The organism is Clostridium pascui (assembly GCF_016908015.1).
Classification (GTDB): Bacteria; Bacillota; Clostridia; order Clostridiales; family Clostridiaceae; genus Clostridium_AK; species Clostridium_AK pascui.
Window position 1 is genome coordinate 879,125 of sequence record NZ_JAFBDB010000001.1, and the last position, 16,360, is coordinate 895,484.

The following is a 16,360-nucleotide window of genomic DNA, read 5'->3' on the forward strand; positions in this document are numbered from 1 at the left end:
ATATATTATATATACTACTTACTGCTCATTAATTATATATACTATTTAGAAAGTAAGTCTACATAAAAGTCCTCTGCTTTTACCTTTTCTTTAAGCATTCCCTTTTCATATAACCAATTCATATTGTCTTCCCAAACTTTCTTGTCTTGAGCTGAAAATGGGCTATCTTTTAATTCCATCTTTGGAAGTAAAGTATTCATACTTTCCTTTTCTACCGCTTCTATAAGAGGGAAATTATCTTTTTGTTGATTCTTTAATAATATACTTAATGCCTCATCTGGATTTTCCTTCGTAAAATTAAATCCTTTTTTGCATGCCTTCATAAATTTCTTTAAAGTCTCAGGCTTTTCTTTTAATGTATTATCACTTGTAACAAAAAGTAATTCATAATAGTTAGGCACTCCATACTTAGATGGATCAAAATAATTTATTTCATGTCCTTCATGTTTCATAACAGGAACTTCATGATTTATAAGTCCCCCAGTTGTTGCATCAACTTTTTTTGTAATCATTGCAGATAAAAGCTCAAATCCTACGTCTATTACCTTTACTGAACTTGGGTCTCCCCCATCTTCTTTTACCATTGTTTTAACATATTCTGTATTTAATGGATTCCCTGAAAATCCTATAGTTTTACCTGATAGGTCCTTAGGAGAATTTATCCCCTTTTCTTTTAAAGCTATTATTACATTTAGAGGTGATTGCACTATAGATCCAATAGATTTTACAGGCACTTTTTCATTAGCTCTTGCAATTATAACATCAGGTTGATAGTATATTCCAACCGTTGCTTTTCCTGCTGCTGGTAGTGATAGTGGATCTGTAGGATTAGATGGGAATTTAATATTTACATTTAATCCTTCTTCTTTAAAATATCCTTTTTCTATAGCTGTATATATGAAACTATGTACTGCATTTGGATACCAATCAAGTACTAAATCCACCTCTTCTAGCTTATCTGCCTTATTTTGATTGGATTGTTTACTGCTACATCCTGTCATTACTAAAAGTAAAAATGCTAATAATAATGATAAATACTTTAACTTTTTCATAATTTACTCCTCCTTTTAGACTGTTAAAAATATGTTATTATCTAATTGATTATTTTTTTCAAGATACCTTAATATAAAAATAAAGGTTATTCTCTGTAAAAATCTCCTATTATTTTATTTTCTAAAATATTAATTATCCAAACTAGAACTATTGCTACAAGAGATAAAATCATTATTGGAGCGAAAACTGCCGCACCATCTAATTGAGTCATCATTCTTTTGCTAAAATATCCAAGTCCCGATTGGGCTCCAAGCCATTCTCCAATTGCAGCACCTATTACGCTTAAAGGTACAGCTATTTTTAGTGCAGAAAAGAAATATGGCAGTGAATGAGGAAATTTCAACTTAATAAAAATCTCCTTTTTACTTGCTCCAAAGGTTACCAAAAGCTCTTCCATTTCCCTTTTAGTAGAACGAAAACCATCATAGGTATTTACAACTATGGGAAAAAAGGTAATAAGTATAGTTACTACAACTTTACTCCAAATACTGTATCCAAACCAAAGTACAAATATTGGCGCTAATGCCGTTATTGGTATAGTTTGAGTTACTACTAAAATAGGATATATTGCTTCTTCAATCCTTTTATTTAAACTCATAGCTATGGCTAGGGTAATTCCTAAAACTATTGATATTAAAAGTCCTATAAAAGTAACTAGCATTGTAGCAGGAAGATGGACTAAAAAAAGTGGTTCCCTAAGTTCCCAAGTTTTCATTAAAACTTTAGTAGGAGATGGAAGTATAAACATTGCATTTATATATCTTGCAATAATTTCCCAGGTAATAAAAAAGAAAATTCCTACAATTGCTGATGATTTATATTTCTTCATAACTCTACCCTCTGCTTTAATTCATTTATAAGTTCTTCTTTTATATCAAGTATTTCCCTATTGCTTAAAGAATGTCTATCTCTTGGATAATTAAGAGGAACTATAACTTCCTTTAACCTTACAATAGGTTTTTCTGATATCACAAATATCCTATTAGATAAAAACAAAGCTTCTTCTACGTCATGAGTTATAAACAATATAGTCTTTTTAAAATTAATCCATTGACTTAGAAGCCATTCTTGCATGGAAACCTTTGTTATGGCATCTAAGGCACTAAAAGGTTCGTCTAGAAGCATTACCTCTGATCCTGTAAGTAATGTTCTGATAAAAGAAACCCTTTGCCTCATTCCTCCTGATAAATCTTTTGGATGCTTATCTTTATACTCATTCAGGCCAAAAATCTTTAAATATTCCTCTGCCTTTTGTCTAGCTTCTTTAACATTTCTAGAGCCTACTTCTAGCGGCAATGAAGCATTTTCTAAAATCGTTCTCCAAGGTATTAATAAATCTCGTTGAGGCATGTATCCTATATGACCATGTAAGTCTTTAATATTATTGTCACCTAATAAAATATCTCCACTAGAAGCTTTTTCAAGTTTTGAAATCAATCTAAAGATTGTACTTTTACCACAACCACTAGGTCCTATTATACTTACGAAGTCTCCTTTATTTATCTTAAAGCTTAGATTTTCTATAAGAGTCTTTGAATCATTTTCATATTTAAAGTTCACATTAGAAAACTCTAACATACTGATTACATCTCCTTGTTATAAGCCATGTCCCAAAACATATACTCATATTTACTTGTATTCACGAATATTTCCTCTAACTTTTCAAGTTCTCTTTTTGGTAAATCTTTTGCCAGGTCATCTACTAGGTCTATTACCCAGTTAGTTAGCTTTATATAATCAGCTGAGATATATCCTCTTATCCACTCTCCATAGAACTCGTGATTTACAGACCCTGGAATTTTACTCAAATGTCTTCCAATCTCTAAATAACTCCACATACAAGATAATAATGACACAGTAAGATCTGCCAAAGTTCCTCTTTGAGATACAGAAAGCATATAATTAGTATAGGAAATATTAGCAAGGGATGCCTTTGTCTCTCTAATTTCCTCCTGAGTAATTCCAAGTCTTCTCATATAAGATCTATGGATACTCATTTCACCATTTAATATTCCATTTACCATAGTGGCAAATCCTTTCATTACTTGTTCAGTATCAGCCTTAACTATACCCAGAGCATAAATCTTAGCATAATCAATAAGATAAATATAATCTTGAATCATGTAAAATTTAAATTTATCCACATCTAAAGTTCCTTGTCCTATACCATCTACAAAAGGATGTTTGTAATAAGATTCCCAAATATCTTCAACACTCTTGTATAAACTTTGTGAAAATTTCATTATTAATCCCTCCATTGCTTCTTTTGGTCGTAACACTTAATAATTGTAAGACTAATATTTTAAGGACCTGTTTAAAAATAAAAAAGGTACAAATCTACAAAAGAGATTTGTACTTATATCCTCAAAATATATGTATATGTAAAACCTCTTCCTACGCTGGAATTATCCAGTTCAGGTTAAAAGGGTCTAAGAATTTCGTTCTTACTCTCAGCCAGCAACACCAGCCCCCCTGGGATTTTTTATGAACTTTTTATGTTTGACAATATGTAATACTATTAAAATCCAAACTTACATAAACTGTTTTTCGCTTCAATCTTACAAAGTCATATTACCACAATAGCTTAAAAATGCCAAGACTTTTTTAAGTTATTAATATTAGAAACATAATTGAAAATCTTTATTCACACAAAAATAAGAGATGATTAGTGTCATCTCTTACCATAATAAGGCATTAAGCTTATGAAGCTATTATATCAAATATCATCTAGATTACAATAGGAAATTTAAGGTTGATAAAATTCTATTAAATTTATGTAAAGTATACATAAATTAATCATTATCAAAATATTATAGAACACTTAAAGTTTCATTGGAGGTGTTCATTTGGAGGTTATCGCAATTACAAAGGATTCTATAGATATTGGAAAAGAAAAAGTTTTAACTATACTTAGTTTATTTCCATTATGCCTAATCATTTTAGCTTTTATATTTGATAACCCTAAAAACATATATAAAGGACTTTATAGAATAGTTGTAAGTCCTGATATACTATTAACCGATTATATATCAGTTGGGGGAATTGGAGCAACCTTTATAAATGCAGGTGTTTTGACATTAGTAAACATTTTTATAATATGGAAATTAAAGTTAAAAGTTAATGGCGCATTAATTGCATCTGTATTTACTATTATGGGCTTCTCATTTATAGGAAAAAACTTATTCAATGTCTGGCCTATATATTTAGGAGGATATCTCTATGTTAAGTACCAAAAAATAAATTTCAAAAATATAGTAGTAATAATGATGTTTAGTACAGCTCTTGCACCAGTAGTAAGTGAGATAAGCTTTGGATTGCATGTATCTATAAAATTAGGTCTTCCTATTGGCATACTATTTGGAATACTAATAGGATTTGTAATAACACCACTATCATCACATCTTATAAAAGTCCATGATGGATATAATCTTTATAATATAGGCTTTACAGCAGGCCTCATCGGTTCTATAATAACCTCTGTACTTAGAGGTTTTGGTCTAATAATTAAATCAACAGAAATATTATCAACTGAATATGACTCATTTTTAAAACTGCTTCTCATTTCCTGCTTTATAATCCTTATTTTCTTAGGATGTTATATAAACGGTAAGAGCTTTAAAGGATATAGGAATGTTCTACATTATTCTGGTAAAACAGTTACAGACTTTACACAACTTTGTGGATATGGTATAACATTTATAAATATGGGAATTATGGGTTTAACAGGTATAGCTTATGTAGTTATATCTAAAGGAATTGTAAATGGACCTATTACCGCTGGGATATTAACAATAGTTGGATTTTCAGCTTTTGGCAAACATCCTAAAAATACTATACCTATTTTAATTGGAGTATTTATAGCAGCTAACATAAAAATTTGGGACCCTTGCTCAACTGTTGTTATAATAGGTGCATTATTTGGAACAACCTTAGCCCCTGTTGCTGGTGCCTACGGTCCACTTGCTGGCATTTTAGCAGGTTTTCTTCATCTTTCAGTAGTTATGAATATTGGAGTTGTTCACGGTGGGCTAAATTTATATAATAATGGCTTCTCTGGAGGAGTGGTTGCTGCCATAGTAGTTCCTCTTATTGAAGCATTTAAGAAAGGAGATTATCCTAATGAAAAACGAGCTAAAAAAAATCTCTAAGATAGTTCAGGAACTAATGGACTTTTGTCTTCTAAATGGAGCTTTAAATTTAAATATATCCTTATCTAACACAGAAAATTTCTTTGAAATTATTGCTCACTCATATAACGTTACGTCCTCTAACCAAGAAATTAATAATTTAAAACAAATTCTAAATTTAAAAAGACAAAGAGAAATTGAAGAATACTATTGGCAATTAGCTGGCAGTGATGAAGGCACTGATCAACTAAGCTTAATTGGAATGATGATTGATGAGGCGGAAGTTGAATTTTCTCCTCCAAATTTAACTATAAAATTAATACGATATAAATAAAATAAGAGGAGACTATAGTTCTCCTCTTATCATTAAAACTTACCTAAAACTTTTCCTTATGAATCTTTTCATATTTTAAACTTTCTTCTGTATAAGGTATTTTCTCCTCATCTTTATATCCTATAGATATTATGGATTCCACTGTATAATTTTCTGGTATTCCTAAAACTTCTTTTACGTATTTTTCAGCACTACTATCCTCATCATGCATCCTATTTCTTATTTGCACCCAACAAGATCCTAAGCCTAAATGCTCTGCTTCTAATTGAATTATTGTGGAAGCAATTGATGTATCCTCTACCCATACGTCAGTTTTAGTACTATCAGCAGCAACCACGATAGCAAGAGGTGCTTCTGATATAAAGCTGCTTGCATGCTGCTTAGCCTTACCTAGCTTTTCAAGCGTTTCTTTATCTTCTACCACAATAAATTCCCAAGGTCTTGTTCCCTTTGCAGATGGGGCTAATAATGCAGCTTTTATTAAGCAGTCTACCTTGTCCTTTGAAATTTCCATGTTCTTGTACTTTCTTATACTTCTTCTTTCCATTAATAAATTAAGCATATCACGTTTTCCTCCACTCCGTTTGAAATTTTTATTTACCGGGTGCCATGCCCATATCTACCATTTATTATATACCTTCATTTTTTAGTTTACCAGTAAAATCACTATATATTCTGTTTATTTACTAATTATTAGTTATAACAACATTATATGTTAACATTTATAATCAAGAGAATTACATCTGACTTTGATATACACCTCTATGCCTCTTTTGCATATTATGTATTGTAATACTAAAAAGGTGGAATACATGTGTTTAGAGAAACTTTAAATTCTAAATCCCTGCTAAATAATATAAATCTTAAGGATACACCTGAGAATTTAAACAAAATTTTTTATGAATTATCCAAGTATGTTGGACTTGATAAAGATTATGATAAAACTTTTGATAAAATTGCAGCTATTTTGATATGCAATTATAAGGACAAAAGCATTTTACCTACTGTAGCAAATGCTATTTTTTTACGTCATAGAAAAGGGCTCTTTACTCATAATTTAATTTGGTCCTTTTTTGAAGCTAAAGAACCATCCAGCTTAAATCTCATTGGCAGTAAACTTCAATCTTCAAATTCAAAAGATATTAAGTTGGCAGAAGAACTTTTGTCATTTATACCTGAAATAAATAGCTACAGAAATACAGATAATCTTAATAAATATTTATATTTCACTAACTGGTTAGAGGATAATAGATCATTCCTGAAATTTACTGGAGAAAGCTTTCAGCTTACAACTGCTCCATGTCCATACACAATAGTTTATCCTGCTAAATATATTTGTAAGAAAATATCAGTTGATACTGGAAAACCTATAACTCCTTTAACTAGATACGAATTTAGTCTTTTAGATGAATTTAATAAACTAGATGATGATTTCCAAAAGCTTCTTTCAAGCTTTTCCCATGCCGTATATCGTCAAAACTTATACTCTTGGAATACTTGGATTCATTCTCCCATTAAATCTCAAATAAGAAGTGCTAGAATGGGAGGAATTTATTATGATTAAAGTTTCCGGAAAAAAACTTGATACAAGGGATATTATGCAAAAGTACTCATCAAATAGTGTAGCAACTAAAATCATTAGGATACTTGATTCAAGCAGCAATGAATATGAATATGAATCATTAAAGGAGCTAGAATTCGAAATAAATTTTAGACTTAACATTATAAAAGCTGCTATAGAACTTTACAGAAGTGATTTCTCTTTTGAGACCTTTGAAAATGCCAAGGTTAATGAAAAACATTGGAAACTCACCCCAGAAGGAGGCTTTTTACTAAAAGATGGAGTAAAAGCTTCTGATGCTATTAGGGATATCTTCCGAAATGGAAATCAGTATGCCACTGAATGTGCTACAGCTATGGTAATTATATATTATAAAGCACTTTTAAGCATATATCCTGAAGAGCTATTTAATAAAGTTTTTCCTAAAATTCACTTAATGAATTGGCACTATATTAATAAAGAACTTCGTCATATTGGTTATGTTGAAAAATATCCTGATTATTTACCTGGTGATCGCAGATACTTCAAAAATCCAGATGTTAATCCTGAAACCCCTGAATGGCAAGGTGAAAATGTAATTGATCTAGGTAATGATACCTATTATGGTCATGGCATAGGCATAGGAGATGCAGATGAAATTATAAATGCGCTGAATGAAAATAGAAAAGAAGGCTCAAAAACCTCTGCTTATTTTATGGATGTAGCCGCCCGCCCTAACTTTAAGCTATTATCTAGAATATATGACACCTTTATCTCCCAAACCCAAGCTAGAAAATTTAGGCACTTATACCCAGCATAAATTATTTTTAAAATATTTATCCCCTCCTTAGAATATATATCTATAAAGATAAATATCAATATTAAACTTTAGTCATAAGGAGGGCTTTATATTATGAGTATTTTAACTATCTTATTGCTTGGCTTTTTAATATTAATAACTGATTTTCTAGAAGGACTTACAGGCTTTGGCTCTACGGTACTTGCTATGCCTTTTGCAATAATGCTTGTTGGAATAAACATAGCAAAACCCGTCCTTACAATTGTAGGATTACTTCTTTCACTTTATGTTGTCATAATCTCCTACAAAGATATCTTATGGGAACACTACTTTAGAATTGTGACTTTCGTAGTTTTAGGTCTTCCAGTTGGTATGTGGTTATTTGATAAATTACCTGAGAACACACTAAAGGTGATACTTGGATTGTTTATGATTATAGTTTCCATAAGAGGCTTAATCATAGCTTATAAAGGAAGTAACCATAATAAAGCTATAAATAGTTTACTGCTAAGTCTATTCTTATTTTTAGGAGGATGCATGCATGGTGCCTTTTCATCAGGAGGTCCCCTTGTTATACTTTACGCCTCAGAAAAGCTGCCAAATAAAAGTAACTTCAGAGCAACTCTTTCTATGCTTTGGGTTTCATTAAATACTATTATAGTATTACAAAGCGCTCTAAGCCATAGGATAACTCCTGATGTCTTAAAACTCTCCTTCTACACCTTACCATTTTTAGCCGCAGGTGCAGTTCTCGGAAATTTAGCACATCATAAAATTAAAGAAGGATCTTTTACTAAGATAGTCTATGTAGTTCTATTTATTTCTGCACTGTTTATGTTCAAATAAAAAAGATATTGCGACGTTTTTAATGCTCTGGGTCGTATAGAATTTTCATCTAAGAAAAGGAAGAAATTCAGTCAACTTAATTTCTAAAGCATTTTAGGACCTAGCACATAAAAATCTTTTGGGCCGATAGCCCTGTGGGTTACAAGAAATTGTACGCAATAAATGAAAAAATCTATTGAAAGGCTCGCTAGGGTTCTACCTTCCTCTAAATGTAATTTAGATATCTGTTGTTTAAATGCTTTATCATATTTCTTATTTGCCATTTGTAACACCACTTTCTTTATCTTATTATAATAGATAATTCGATATTAGTGTTACAACTTTAATATATCACGTCAAGCCCTTTGATAAGTGTAAATTTAAAGGAATTTCGTCAAAACGAAATTCCATCCTTCAGCAGTGTGAATGAAGACATTTTAATGTTAAATTTAGTATTGGTTCTGCATTGTAGAAAGTATTGAATAAGCAATTAGAAGCTCTTTATCTCTCAATTTAAAACACCGTAAAGAACTTTCTACTGTCTGAGCTACAGCGAGTTTAGAAAGTTTAGGTGATTTAAATCGAGAGATATTAGAGATTCTTTGCGCAATGAACACTTTCTTAAATGCAGAACCAATACGGAAGATTTAACATTAAAAATGTCGTAATATTTCTAAATGGTTCAGGTATGAAATAAGTATAACTTCTTACAATATAGATAATTATAATTATGTGTGATTTTATACTTTATCGAAATTTAATATCTCTAAGTATTGAAGATTAAATGTAATTAAATTTTATAAAACTATGAAAATAGATATTGTGAAAGGGGAGGCTTCAAAGTCTATGGATACACTGAATATAGAACGTAAACAAATAGAAAATATTTATGGAAAACTCAGTCCTTTTGAACTTAAAAATAAATTAGTTACCCTTGCAAAGGATACTGCTGAAAAGAGCACTCGTACTTTACTTGATGCTGGAAGAGGCAATCCAAATTGGACTGCTGCTACTCCTCGTGAAGCTTTCTTTACCTTTGGACTGTTTGCTGTAGAAGAAACCCGCAGAGTATGGGATCAAGGTGATTTGGCAGGAATGCCTCACCGAGAAGGTATTTATAATCGTTTTAAATCTTACATATCAAGTCATAAAAACGCACCAGGGATAGAGCTTTTAGATAGTATCATAGATTATGGAGTGGAGCATCTTAAATTTACTCCTGATGATTTTGTCTATGAACTTGCAGATGGAATCATTGGAGATAATTATCCTGTACCAGATAGAATGCTCATACATACAGAAAAGATTGTTTATAAATATCTTGTTCAAGAAATGTGCTACAATAAGCCTCCTGAAGGAAACTTTAAATTATTTGCTGTAGAGGGCGCTACTGCTGCCATGTGCTATATATTTGATTCATTAATTGCAAACAAGTTATTATCTAAAGGAGATAAAATTGCTTTAATGGTGCCAATATTCACACCTTATCTTGAAATTCCTCATTTATCTCGCTATGATTTTAATGTGGTTGAAATTAATGCATCAGATACTTCAGAAGGTGGAACACCTACTTGGCAGTATCCAAAATCTGAGCTTGAAAAACTTAAAGATACAAGTATTAAAGCATTATTTGTTGTTAATCCAAGTAATCCGCCTTCTGTGGCAATCATGCCTGAATCCGTTAAACAATTAGTTCAAATCGTAAAGGAACACAATCAGAACTTAATGATTATTTCTGATGATGTATATGGCACTTTTGTAGATGATTTTCGTTCTTTAATAGCAGATTTGCCCTATAACTCTATTGGTGTTTATTCCTTTTCAAAATATTTTGGTGTCACTGGGTGGCGACTTGGAATTGTTGCATTACATGAAGAAAATATTTTTGATAAGCTATTAAAAGACTTACCAGAAGATAGTAAGAAAGAACTGCATCACCGTTATGAAGCACTTGCAGGTAATCCAGAGCATATTTCTTTTATTGATAGAATGGTAGCAGATAGTCGACAGGTAGCATTAAATCATACAGCTGGGTTATCAACACCTCAACAAGTACAAATGGCATTTTTCTGTTTATTTTCTTTAATTGACAAGGAAAATAAATATAAGCAGCTTACAATAGATATTTGTAGACGTCGTCAAAGGCTATTATTTGACAGCTTAGGCTTAGACTTGAAAAAAGATCCTTATGACGCTTCCTATTACACAGAGTTCAATTTATTGGATTGGGCTTATAAGCATTATGGCAACAATTTTGCAACATATTTAAGTGAAAATAAAAAAACAGTAGATATTTTATTTCATTTAGCTGAGAAATCTTCTATAGTGCTGCTAGATAGCTCTGGATTTCGCGGTCCAGAATGGTCCGTTAGAATATCTCTTGCAAATCTTGAAGATGAGGACTATATAAGGATTGGGAAAGTACTCCATAATGTTCTTGACGACTTTGTAGCAGACTGGAAAAGCGATTTTTAATTTTTAGTTGCTTATCTTACGCATTTACGCTAGTGAAAAACAAAGTCTATCTTTTGGGGTTTATGGTAAAACACTTAATATCTTTTAAGTACTAGAAAGCTCTTGGATTTCTCCAAGAGCTTTCTTTAATTACTTTGAAATTACTTCCTTTAACAATGAATATCCCTTATATACTTTTACTTTTGCTAAAAGTTCTCCCTTTAATGCTTTATTTTCTAAATCCTTACCTGTATTTTCAGGTACAAAGTATTTATCTAATGAATAATCCACATTAATTCCAATAGCTTTTGGTACTATATATTTTTCTTTTTCCTTATCAAAGTTTTCATCTTCTTTGTCGGGCATTTCTTGAAGGGTATATCTATATTTTGCTTTAAGATATATTCCTTCATTAGGTTTATTTAAGGACACTTTATCCACTTCATAAAACCCCTTGTTTTCCTTTAAAATTACATATAAATTTTTCTTTCTAAGCCTTCTAAAAGGCTCATATTCTTCTGTATTATCTTTAATATTTAAAATACTGTCATCAAGTTTATCTAAAGTAATTTCACTAATTTCATAGTTTAAATATACATAGTCCCCTCTAAACACATCTCTAGGATCAAAGGGTTTTGTTTTTATCAGAATTTCACTTCCCCAAGCATTTGTTATAGATGGTTTTATAGTCATAGAAAGTAGTACAATAAATGGTATTAAAAATGCCATTAGATATTTAAACCATCTTTTTTTAATTATTTTTTTCATCTAAGGCACCTCCTAAATTCTTTCTAAGTCTTTCAAAGTAATAACCAAAACCTAATAATATAATTCCTCCAACGATGAAGAATATTGATTTTGGCATAAAGTCATATAAGGTATCAAAATAATATCTTAAAATTAAAGCACACACAAATACAAGTGGTGTTAACATTCCCTTTTTAACTAAGGTTAATAAATACACCAATAAAAGAATCCCACAGGTAATTGCTACCACATTGCCGTTACTTATAAAGTTTAATTCTTCCCACGCATGTTTTGAAGTTAAAAACAGTCCACTTATTCCTAGGGTTACAAGACCTTCAAATTTAAATACCTCTAAGTTTAAGCTATGCTTTGTATAATACATCGCGAGACCTATTCCAAAGAAAATTAATATTACATATATAGCTTTCATATCTATATAATTTAAAAAGTATAGTATGAAGTTTAATCCTACTAAGTTGTTAAAAAACGTTACTATTTTTGAAAAATTAAAATACTTATTTCCTGCATATAAAAAAGCTAGAATTATTACTGAATAAGCTATTATATTATTATCAAAACTTCCATTAATATAAACCATAAATAAAATGTGAGTAAATATAAAAATAATCTTTTCTTTTAAAAGCAATCCTATGGGTATTGCCCCTATTGTCCATAGTAGAAACGATTGAGTAAATTCTCCACCGAAATGAAATATTTGTTCTATTAAAAATATCCCCGCCCCATAAATCAGCACACTTAAATATAATAATGCTTTTGAGGTTTTAGGATACGCCTTTTCTAATTTAAATGAAGCAAATATTGAAAGTCCAAGTGCTAAAATGATGATACCCACCTTAAACGGTTTATTAATATACATCCAATTACTTGAAACAAAACTTAAAACTCCAAGCCCTACTAAAATTGAACCAATAGTTACTAGGATTTTTATAAAATTCATTGATGATTCTTCTTCGTAAAATGTCATCATGTCATCTACTTGTTCTTTAGTAATTATTCCTCTGTCCTTATGCTCATTAAATTCTCTTAAAATAAATCTGTAACGATCTTTACTCAATTTCTTCTTCATTATCTTTTCCTCCTTCCAAAAGGTCTCTAAATTGATTTAAAATATAATTCTTATCAAAAGAACTGTACCATCTTCTGTTGTTTCCATCAATTATTCTATAGTGCGAACTTATTATATTCTTTTGCAGCTTAAACTTTCCCTCTATATTGATATCCTTCCAAAATGCTTTGCCACCTCCCGTTATATTTTTGGGTGTAGCCATATTTTTAAATATTATGGTTTCTATAAGCTCTATAGGTTCATCTCCTAAAACCATCTTTAAAATTTCACTTTCTCTGAAAAGTCCACATACTGCAATCACAAGTGTCCAAGAAGCTTCCATTCTTTCCTTCTCTATTTGTATCAAAGTTTTCTTGGAAATTCCAAGCACCTCAGCCATCTTATCTTGAGAAAAGTTGTATTCACTCCTTATGAGTCTAAGCTTTTTAGAAACTATGCTGATAAGTTCTTCTTGGGTTAATCCCTCCATTTTACCACCTCTATAACACTATTTGGCTAAATAAGTCTTTAGGACACCAAACGTGAATATTTATATCTTTAGTGTAATTTTACACTATTATTATATGTTTTACAATATGCTTTTACGCATATTTTTTCGACAAATATTTCAAAAATGTTATTACTGATTTTTATAATTTGTAGATGAATTAATTATAAATAAAAAGGAAATTACGATGCAATTCCCTTTCTTAGATACAAACACTATATTAGAGGCTTAACATTATCTCAAAATGTAGTCTTTTCCTTAAAGGCTGCCATAATTATTTCATCATAATATTTTCCTTCTTTAAATACCTCATCCTTTAATATTCCTTCTACTTCAAATCCACATTTCTCATAAGATTTTCGAGCTCTCTCGTTAAATGAAAATGTACTTAATTTTATTTTGTTAATATTCATATTTTCAAATATGAATTGTATTAATACTTTCATAGCATCAGTTCCATACCCTTTGCCCCAATAATCTTTATTTCCAATCATTATTCCAACTGTTGCAACGCGTGATATCCAGTTCACTTTTTGAATACCGCAGCCTCCAATATATTTATTAGTTTTAATATCTTCTATTGCAAAATTATATTCACCACTTTGATTACCAGTTTGAGATCTTATCCAAGCCTCTTCTTCCCACAAACTCATTGGAAATGGTATAGTTGTAACTAAAAACTTTTTAAGTTCCTTATCATTAACAAATGATGTTGCTATATCAATATCTTCTTCTCTATAAGCTCTTAAGCAAACCTTTTCCCCATAATACATTAACTTATCCTCCTAAAATTAAAAATCTATTCTAGTATATTTTACCATAAACCCCTAACTCTATATAAAAAATTTATCAAATAAGGTTATAACTAATTCTACTTTAGCTTCATATTATAAATTAGAAGTTTACTCAGTTCTAGCACTAGTCTTTATTAAATATATCACTTCCCAATTTTAAGAGCTAAGAACTAGGAGCGGTAATCAAACAATAATTGCACAACTTTCGTAAAGGATGATTTAGATGAGTGAAGTAAAAAAATGGACTATTTTGATTTATGCCGATGGCAATAATGAAATGATTGATGTTATATATAAAAACATGCTAGATTGTGAAAAGTCTGGTTCTAACGAAAATGTCAATGTAATTATGCAAATTGGACTTATAGATTCTAATAAAGCCATTGATGTGAATGACTGGATTGGTGTAAGACGATATTATATAAAAAGTCCTATGTCTTACTTAATCGAGGATTTAGGAAGAATTAATATGGCTGACCCAAATAATTTATATAAGTTTATAAAATGGGGATTTGACAATTATAAAGCTGAAAAATATATGGTTGTATTGTCTGATCATGGTTCAAATTTTATAGGATGTATGACGGATTTAAGCTTAAATGTGCCTTATATTATGGGCATACCTGAAATGATTGAGGCTGTTAACTCTGCAAGTCAAAGTTCAAACTGTGATATCGATACATTGTTTCTTGATATGTGCTATATGAATTCTGTTGAAATTGTTTATGAATTAGCACAATACAATAAAAGTGCAGTTAAGAGCATGGTAACATACATTAGTCATGCCCCTTATGAAGGATTGCCCTATGATAAGTTTGTATCTTTAGTTACTAAACACAGTAATATACATGGTTTAAACTTATTTCTCAAACACTTAATAGAAGACTTAAATTTATCGCTTACAGCGTATGAAATTAATCATGAAAAATTAGAAAGAATTAAAAATTTATTTAATGATTTTGCATATGTCTATATTTATAGTAAAAATCCACAGGATTACACACTCTCTGATTTAATAAAAAAACCTGATACTGAAAGCAAATTTTATGACTTTATAAAGAACATTAATGAATCCCTATTGTCCATAGTATTATATAGCAATGAAGATTTTAGAGGCGTAAATAACTCCATTGAAATAATTTCAGAGGACATTACAAGGTTGATATCTTTTTATTTTAAACTTTCCTTTGCTAAAAATAACTATTGGCTAAATTTATTAACTACTGATTCACTAGGCTCTAATTTACTTCCTAAAAATAAAGTTAACGTACGACCTAAAACTACATCAGATCCAGTTTTGCATTATATATTACCTTTTAAAAAATAGTGACCTTAAAAGGATATTACGACGGTTTTAATGTTGAACGGCTCGCATGGAATTTGCATTTAAGAAAGCGTTCGCTACACAAAAAGCTCTAATATTTCTGCTTTTAATTGCTTGCTCAATGCTTTCTACAATGCAAATCCCATACTTGTGTTCAAGATTAAAAATATCGTTCAGGCTTACTAACTTTAGGTCGTAAGATATTAAGTATTCTATTTTTTATAAGGACTTTATTTATAAATTTAAAATACCGTTACATTCTTTAAAAATTCCAAATCTCTTTTTCTTATAAATTTTCCCATGTACTTTTCTGGATTATCCTTCTCTAAAATAGAGATTGCTTCATTTAAACTTACCCATTCCAATATAAATCCATTATCTTTTTCTTCTTCTGTAAAGGACGTTTCTTGATATTCTCCTACTACTTTACATAAATAACAGTAAGAAATTTGTAGCTGTTTGAAGTTATCCCTGTATTCAATTATCATTCCTAATTCATTTAGAACATCTACTTCTACTCCAACTTCTTCTATTAACTCTCGTCTTAATGCAGTGATTATATCTTCATCTCTTTCAATTCCACCACCAGGAAGCTTATGATAATTGTCGTTAGAAACATTAAGTATTGCTATTTTATTTTGTTTATTAAATACAACGGCTCTTGAAGCCTTTCTTATTTTATAACTTATCTCTTCATAGGTTTCTTTATTTGTAATGTCCTTTTCAGTTATTTCCCTTATTAATTTCATATTGTTCTCTCCTTCAATAAATATCTTATTTATAAGTTTC

Annotated in this window: 17 protein-coding genes and 1 riboswitch; of the genes, 7 read left to right on the plus strand and 10 right to left on the minus strand. The window is 30.3% G+C overall.

Features of this window, described 5'->3' with window-relative positions; all coding sequences use genetic code 11:
- Positions 1-41: 41 nt before the first annotated feature.
- From JOC70_RS04825 to tenA, 4 genes are all read right to left on the minus strand, one after another.
- Entirely contained in the window at positions 42-1,052 is a 1,011-nt protein-coding gene (locus JOC70_RS04825) for an ABC transporter substrate-binding protein (protein ID WP_204597736.1), read from the minus strand.
- A gap of 86 nt (positions 1,053-1,138) precedes the next feature.
- On the minus strand, positions 1,139-1,882 hold the full coding sequence (locus JOC70_RS04830) for an ABC transporter permease (protein WP_204597737.1): 744 nt from the start codon (positions 1,880-1,882) through the stop codon (positions 1,139-1,141).
- The gene (locus tag JOC70_RS04835) at positions 1,879-2,631 is read right to left on the minus strand and encodes an ABC transporter ATP-binding protein (RefSeq protein WP_204597738.1); all 753 of its coding nucleotides are present in this window, start codon (positions 2,629-2,631) and stop codon (positions 1,879-1,881) included. The genes JOC70_RS04830 and JOC70_RS04835 overlap by 4 nt, the downstream gene beginning before the upstream one ends.
- A 5-nt stretch (positions 2,632-2,636) precedes the next feature.
- Positions 2,637-3,296: a thiaminase II gene (gene tenA, locus JOC70_RS04840; RefSeq protein ID WP_204597739.1), complete on the minus strand. Its 660-nt coding sequence runs from the start codon at positions 3,294-3,296 to the stop codon at positions 2,637-2,639.
- 131 nt (positions 3,297-3,427) lie between these two features.
- Positions 3,428-3,537, minus strand: a riboswitch (TPP riboswitch).
- A gap of 362 nt (positions 3,538-3,899) precedes the next feature.
- On the opposite strand from tenA, the gene JOC70_RS04845 reads away from it, so the two are divergent.
- Both JOC70_RS04845 and JOC70_RS04850 read left to right on the plus strand, forming a co-directional pair.
- Complete coding sequence (locus JOC70_RS04845; protein ID WP_207755222.1) at positions 3,900-5,201, plus strand: DUF1576 domain-containing protein; 1,302 nt, start codon at positions 3,900-3,902, stop codon at positions 5,199-5,201.
- Complete coding sequence (locus JOC70_RS04850) at positions 5,173-5,514, plus strand: hypothetical protein (protein ID WP_035310669.1); 342 nt, start codon at positions 5,173-5,175, stop codon at positions 5,512-5,514. The genes JOC70_RS04845 and JOC70_RS04850 overlap by 29 nt, the downstream gene beginning before the upstream one ends.
- 43 nt (positions 5,515-5,557) lie before the next feature.
- On the opposite strand, the gene JOC70_RS04855 is transcribed toward JOC70_RS04850, so the two are convergent.
- Positions 5,558-6,076, minus strand: a complete 519-nt coding sequence (locus JOC70_RS04855) for a nitroreductase family protein (protein ID WP_204597740.1) — start codon at positions 6,074-6,076, stop codon at positions 5,558-5,560.
- 252 nt (positions 6,077-6,328) lie between these two features.
- Between JOC70_RS04855 and JOC70_RS04860 the strand changes: the two genes are divergently transcribed.
- The 4 genes from JOC70_RS04860 (at position 6,329) to aspD (ending at position 11,153) form a co-directional block, all read left to right on the plus strand.
- Positions 6,329-7,078 (plus strand): hypothetical protein, encoded by a 750-nt coding sequence (locus tag JOC70_RS04860; RefSeq protein WP_204597741.1) that lies wholly within the window; start codon positions 6,329-6,331, stop codon positions 7,076-7,078.
- On the plus strand, positions 7,071-7,874 hold the full coding sequence (locus JOC70_RS04865) for a protein-glutamine gamma-glutamyltransferase (protein WP_204597742.1): 804 nt from the start codon (positions 7,071-7,073) through the stop codon (positions 7,872-7,874). Before JOC70_RS04860 ends, JOC70_RS04865 begins: the two co-directional genes overlap by 8 nt.
- A gap of 93 nt (positions 7,875-7,967) precedes the next feature.
- A complete protein-coding gene (locus JOC70_RS04870; RefSeq protein ID WP_204597743.1) occupies positions 7,968-8,699 on the plus strand; it encodes a sulfite exporter TauE/SafE family protein in 732 nt (243 codons plus the stop codon).
- Between the two features lie 825 nt (positions 8,700-9,524).
- Entirely contained in the window at positions 9,525-11,153 is a 1,629-nt protein-coding gene (gene aspD / locus JOC70_RS04875) for an aspartate 4-decarboxylase (protein WP_204597744.1), read from the plus strand.
- A gap of 129 nt (positions 11,154-11,282) precedes the next feature.
- Here the strand turns inward: aspD and JOC70_RS04880 are convergent, their stop codons facing one another.
- The 4 genes from JOC70_RS04880 to JOC70_RS04895 form a co-directional block, all read right to left on the minus strand.
- Positions 11,283-11,900, minus strand: a complete 618-nt coding sequence (locus JOC70_RS04880; RefSeq protein WP_204597745.1) for a GDYXXLXY domain-containing protein — start codon at positions 11,898-11,900, stop codon at positions 11,283-11,285.
- On the minus strand, positions 11,884-12,966 hold the full coding sequence (locus JOC70_RS04885; protein WP_204597746.1) for a DUF2157 domain-containing protein: 1,083 nt from the start codon (positions 12,964-12,966) through the stop codon (positions 11,884-11,886). Before JOC70_RS04885 ends, JOC70_RS04880 begins: the two co-directional genes overlap by 17 nt.
- Positions 12,947-13,435, minus strand: coding sequence for a helix-turn-helix transcriptional regulator (locus JOC70_RS04890; protein WP_204597747.1), 489 nt, complete (start codon positions 13,433-13,435; stop codon positions 12,947-12,949). Before JOC70_RS04890 ends, JOC70_RS04885 begins: the two co-directional genes overlap by 20 nt.
- A 257-nt stretch (positions 13,436-13,692) precedes the next feature.
- Positions 13,693-14,226 (minus strand): GNAT family N-acetyltransferase, encoded by a 534-nt coding sequence (locus JOC70_RS04895; protein ID WP_204597748.1) that lies wholly within the window; start codon positions 14,224-14,226, stop codon positions 13,693-13,695.
- A 244-nt stretch (positions 14,227-14,470) separates the two neighbouring features.
- Between JOC70_RS04895 and JOC70_RS04900 the strand changes: the two genes are divergently transcribed.
- The gene (locus tag JOC70_RS04900) at positions 14,471-15,574 is read left to right on the plus strand and encodes a clostripain-related cysteine peptidase (RefSeq protein WP_204597749.1); all 1,104 of its coding nucleotides are present in this window, start codon (positions 14,471-14,473) and stop codon (positions 15,572-15,574) included.
- A 239-nt stretch (positions 15,575-15,813) separates the two neighbouring features.
- Here the strand turns inward: JOC70_RS04900 and JOC70_RS04905 are convergent, their stop codons facing one another.
- Positions 15,814-16,320: an NUDIX hydrolase gene (locus JOC70_RS04905; RefSeq protein ID WP_204597750.1), complete on the minus strand. Its 507-nt coding sequence runs from the start codon at positions 16,318-16,320 to the stop codon at positions 15,814-15,816.
- Positions 16,321-16,360: the final 40 nt, after the last annotated feature.

Bases quoted from the DNA above. Each gene is read 5' to 3' on its own strand.
- JOC70_RS04825 (WP_204597736.1), bottom strand. From the start codon at position 1,052: ATGAAAAAGTTAAAGTATTTATCATTATTATTAGCATTTTTACTTTTA.
- JOC70_RS04830 (WP_204597737.1), bottom strand. From the start codon at position 1,882: ATGAAGAAATATAAATCATCAGCAATTGTAGGAATTTTCTTTTTTATT.
- JOC70_RS04835 (WP_204597738.1), bottom strand. From the start codon at position 2,631: ATGTTAGAGTTTTCTAATGTGAACTTTAAATATGAAAATGATTCAAAG.
- tenA (WP_204597739.1), bottom strand. From the start codon at position 3,296: ATGAAATTTTCACAAAGTTTATACAAGAGTGTTGAAGATATTTGGGAA.
- JOC70_RS04850 (WP_035310669.1), top strand. From the start codon at position 5,173: ATGAAAAACGAGCTAAAAAAAATCTCTAAGATAGTTCAGGAACTAATG.
- JOC70_RS04855 (WP_204597740.1), bottom strand. From the start codon at position 6,076: ATGCTTAATTTATTAATGGAAAGAAGAAGTATAAGAAAGTACAAGAAC.
- JOC70_RS04865 (WP_204597742.1), top strand. From the start codon at position 7,071: ATGATTAAAGTTTCCGGAAAAAAACTTGATACAAGGGATATTATGCAA.
- JOC70_RS04870 (WP_204597743.1), top strand. From the start codon at position 7,968: ATGAGTATTTTAACTATCTTATTGCTTGGCTTTTTAATATTAATAACT.
- aspD (WP_204597744.1), top strand. From the start codon at position 9,525: ATGGATACACTGAATATAGAACGTAAACAAATAGAAAATATTTATGGA.
- JOC70_RS04880 (WP_204597745.1), bottom strand. From the start codon at position 11,900: ATGAAAAAAATAATTAAAAAAAGATGGTTTAAATATCTAATGGCATTT.
- JOC70_RS04885 (WP_204597746.1), bottom strand. From the start codon at position 12,966: ATGAAGAAGAAATTGAGTAAAGATCGTTACAGATTTATTTTAAGAGAA.
- JOC70_RS04890 (WP_204597747.1), bottom strand. From the start codon at position 13,435: ATGGAGGGATTAACCCAAGAAGAACTTATCAGCATAGTTTCTAAAAAG.
- JOC70_RS04895 (WP_204597748.1), bottom strand. From the start codon at position 14,226: ATGTATTATGGGGAAAAGGTTTGCTTAAGAGCTTATAGAGAAGAAGAT.
- JOC70_RS04900 (WP_204597749.1), top strand. From the start codon at position 14,471: ATGAGTGAAGTAAAAAAATGGACTATTTTGATTTATGCCGATGGCAAT.
- JOC70_RS04905 (WP_204597750.1), bottom strand. From the start codon at position 16,320: ATGAAATTAATAAGGGAAATAACTGAAAAGGACATTACAAATAAAGAA.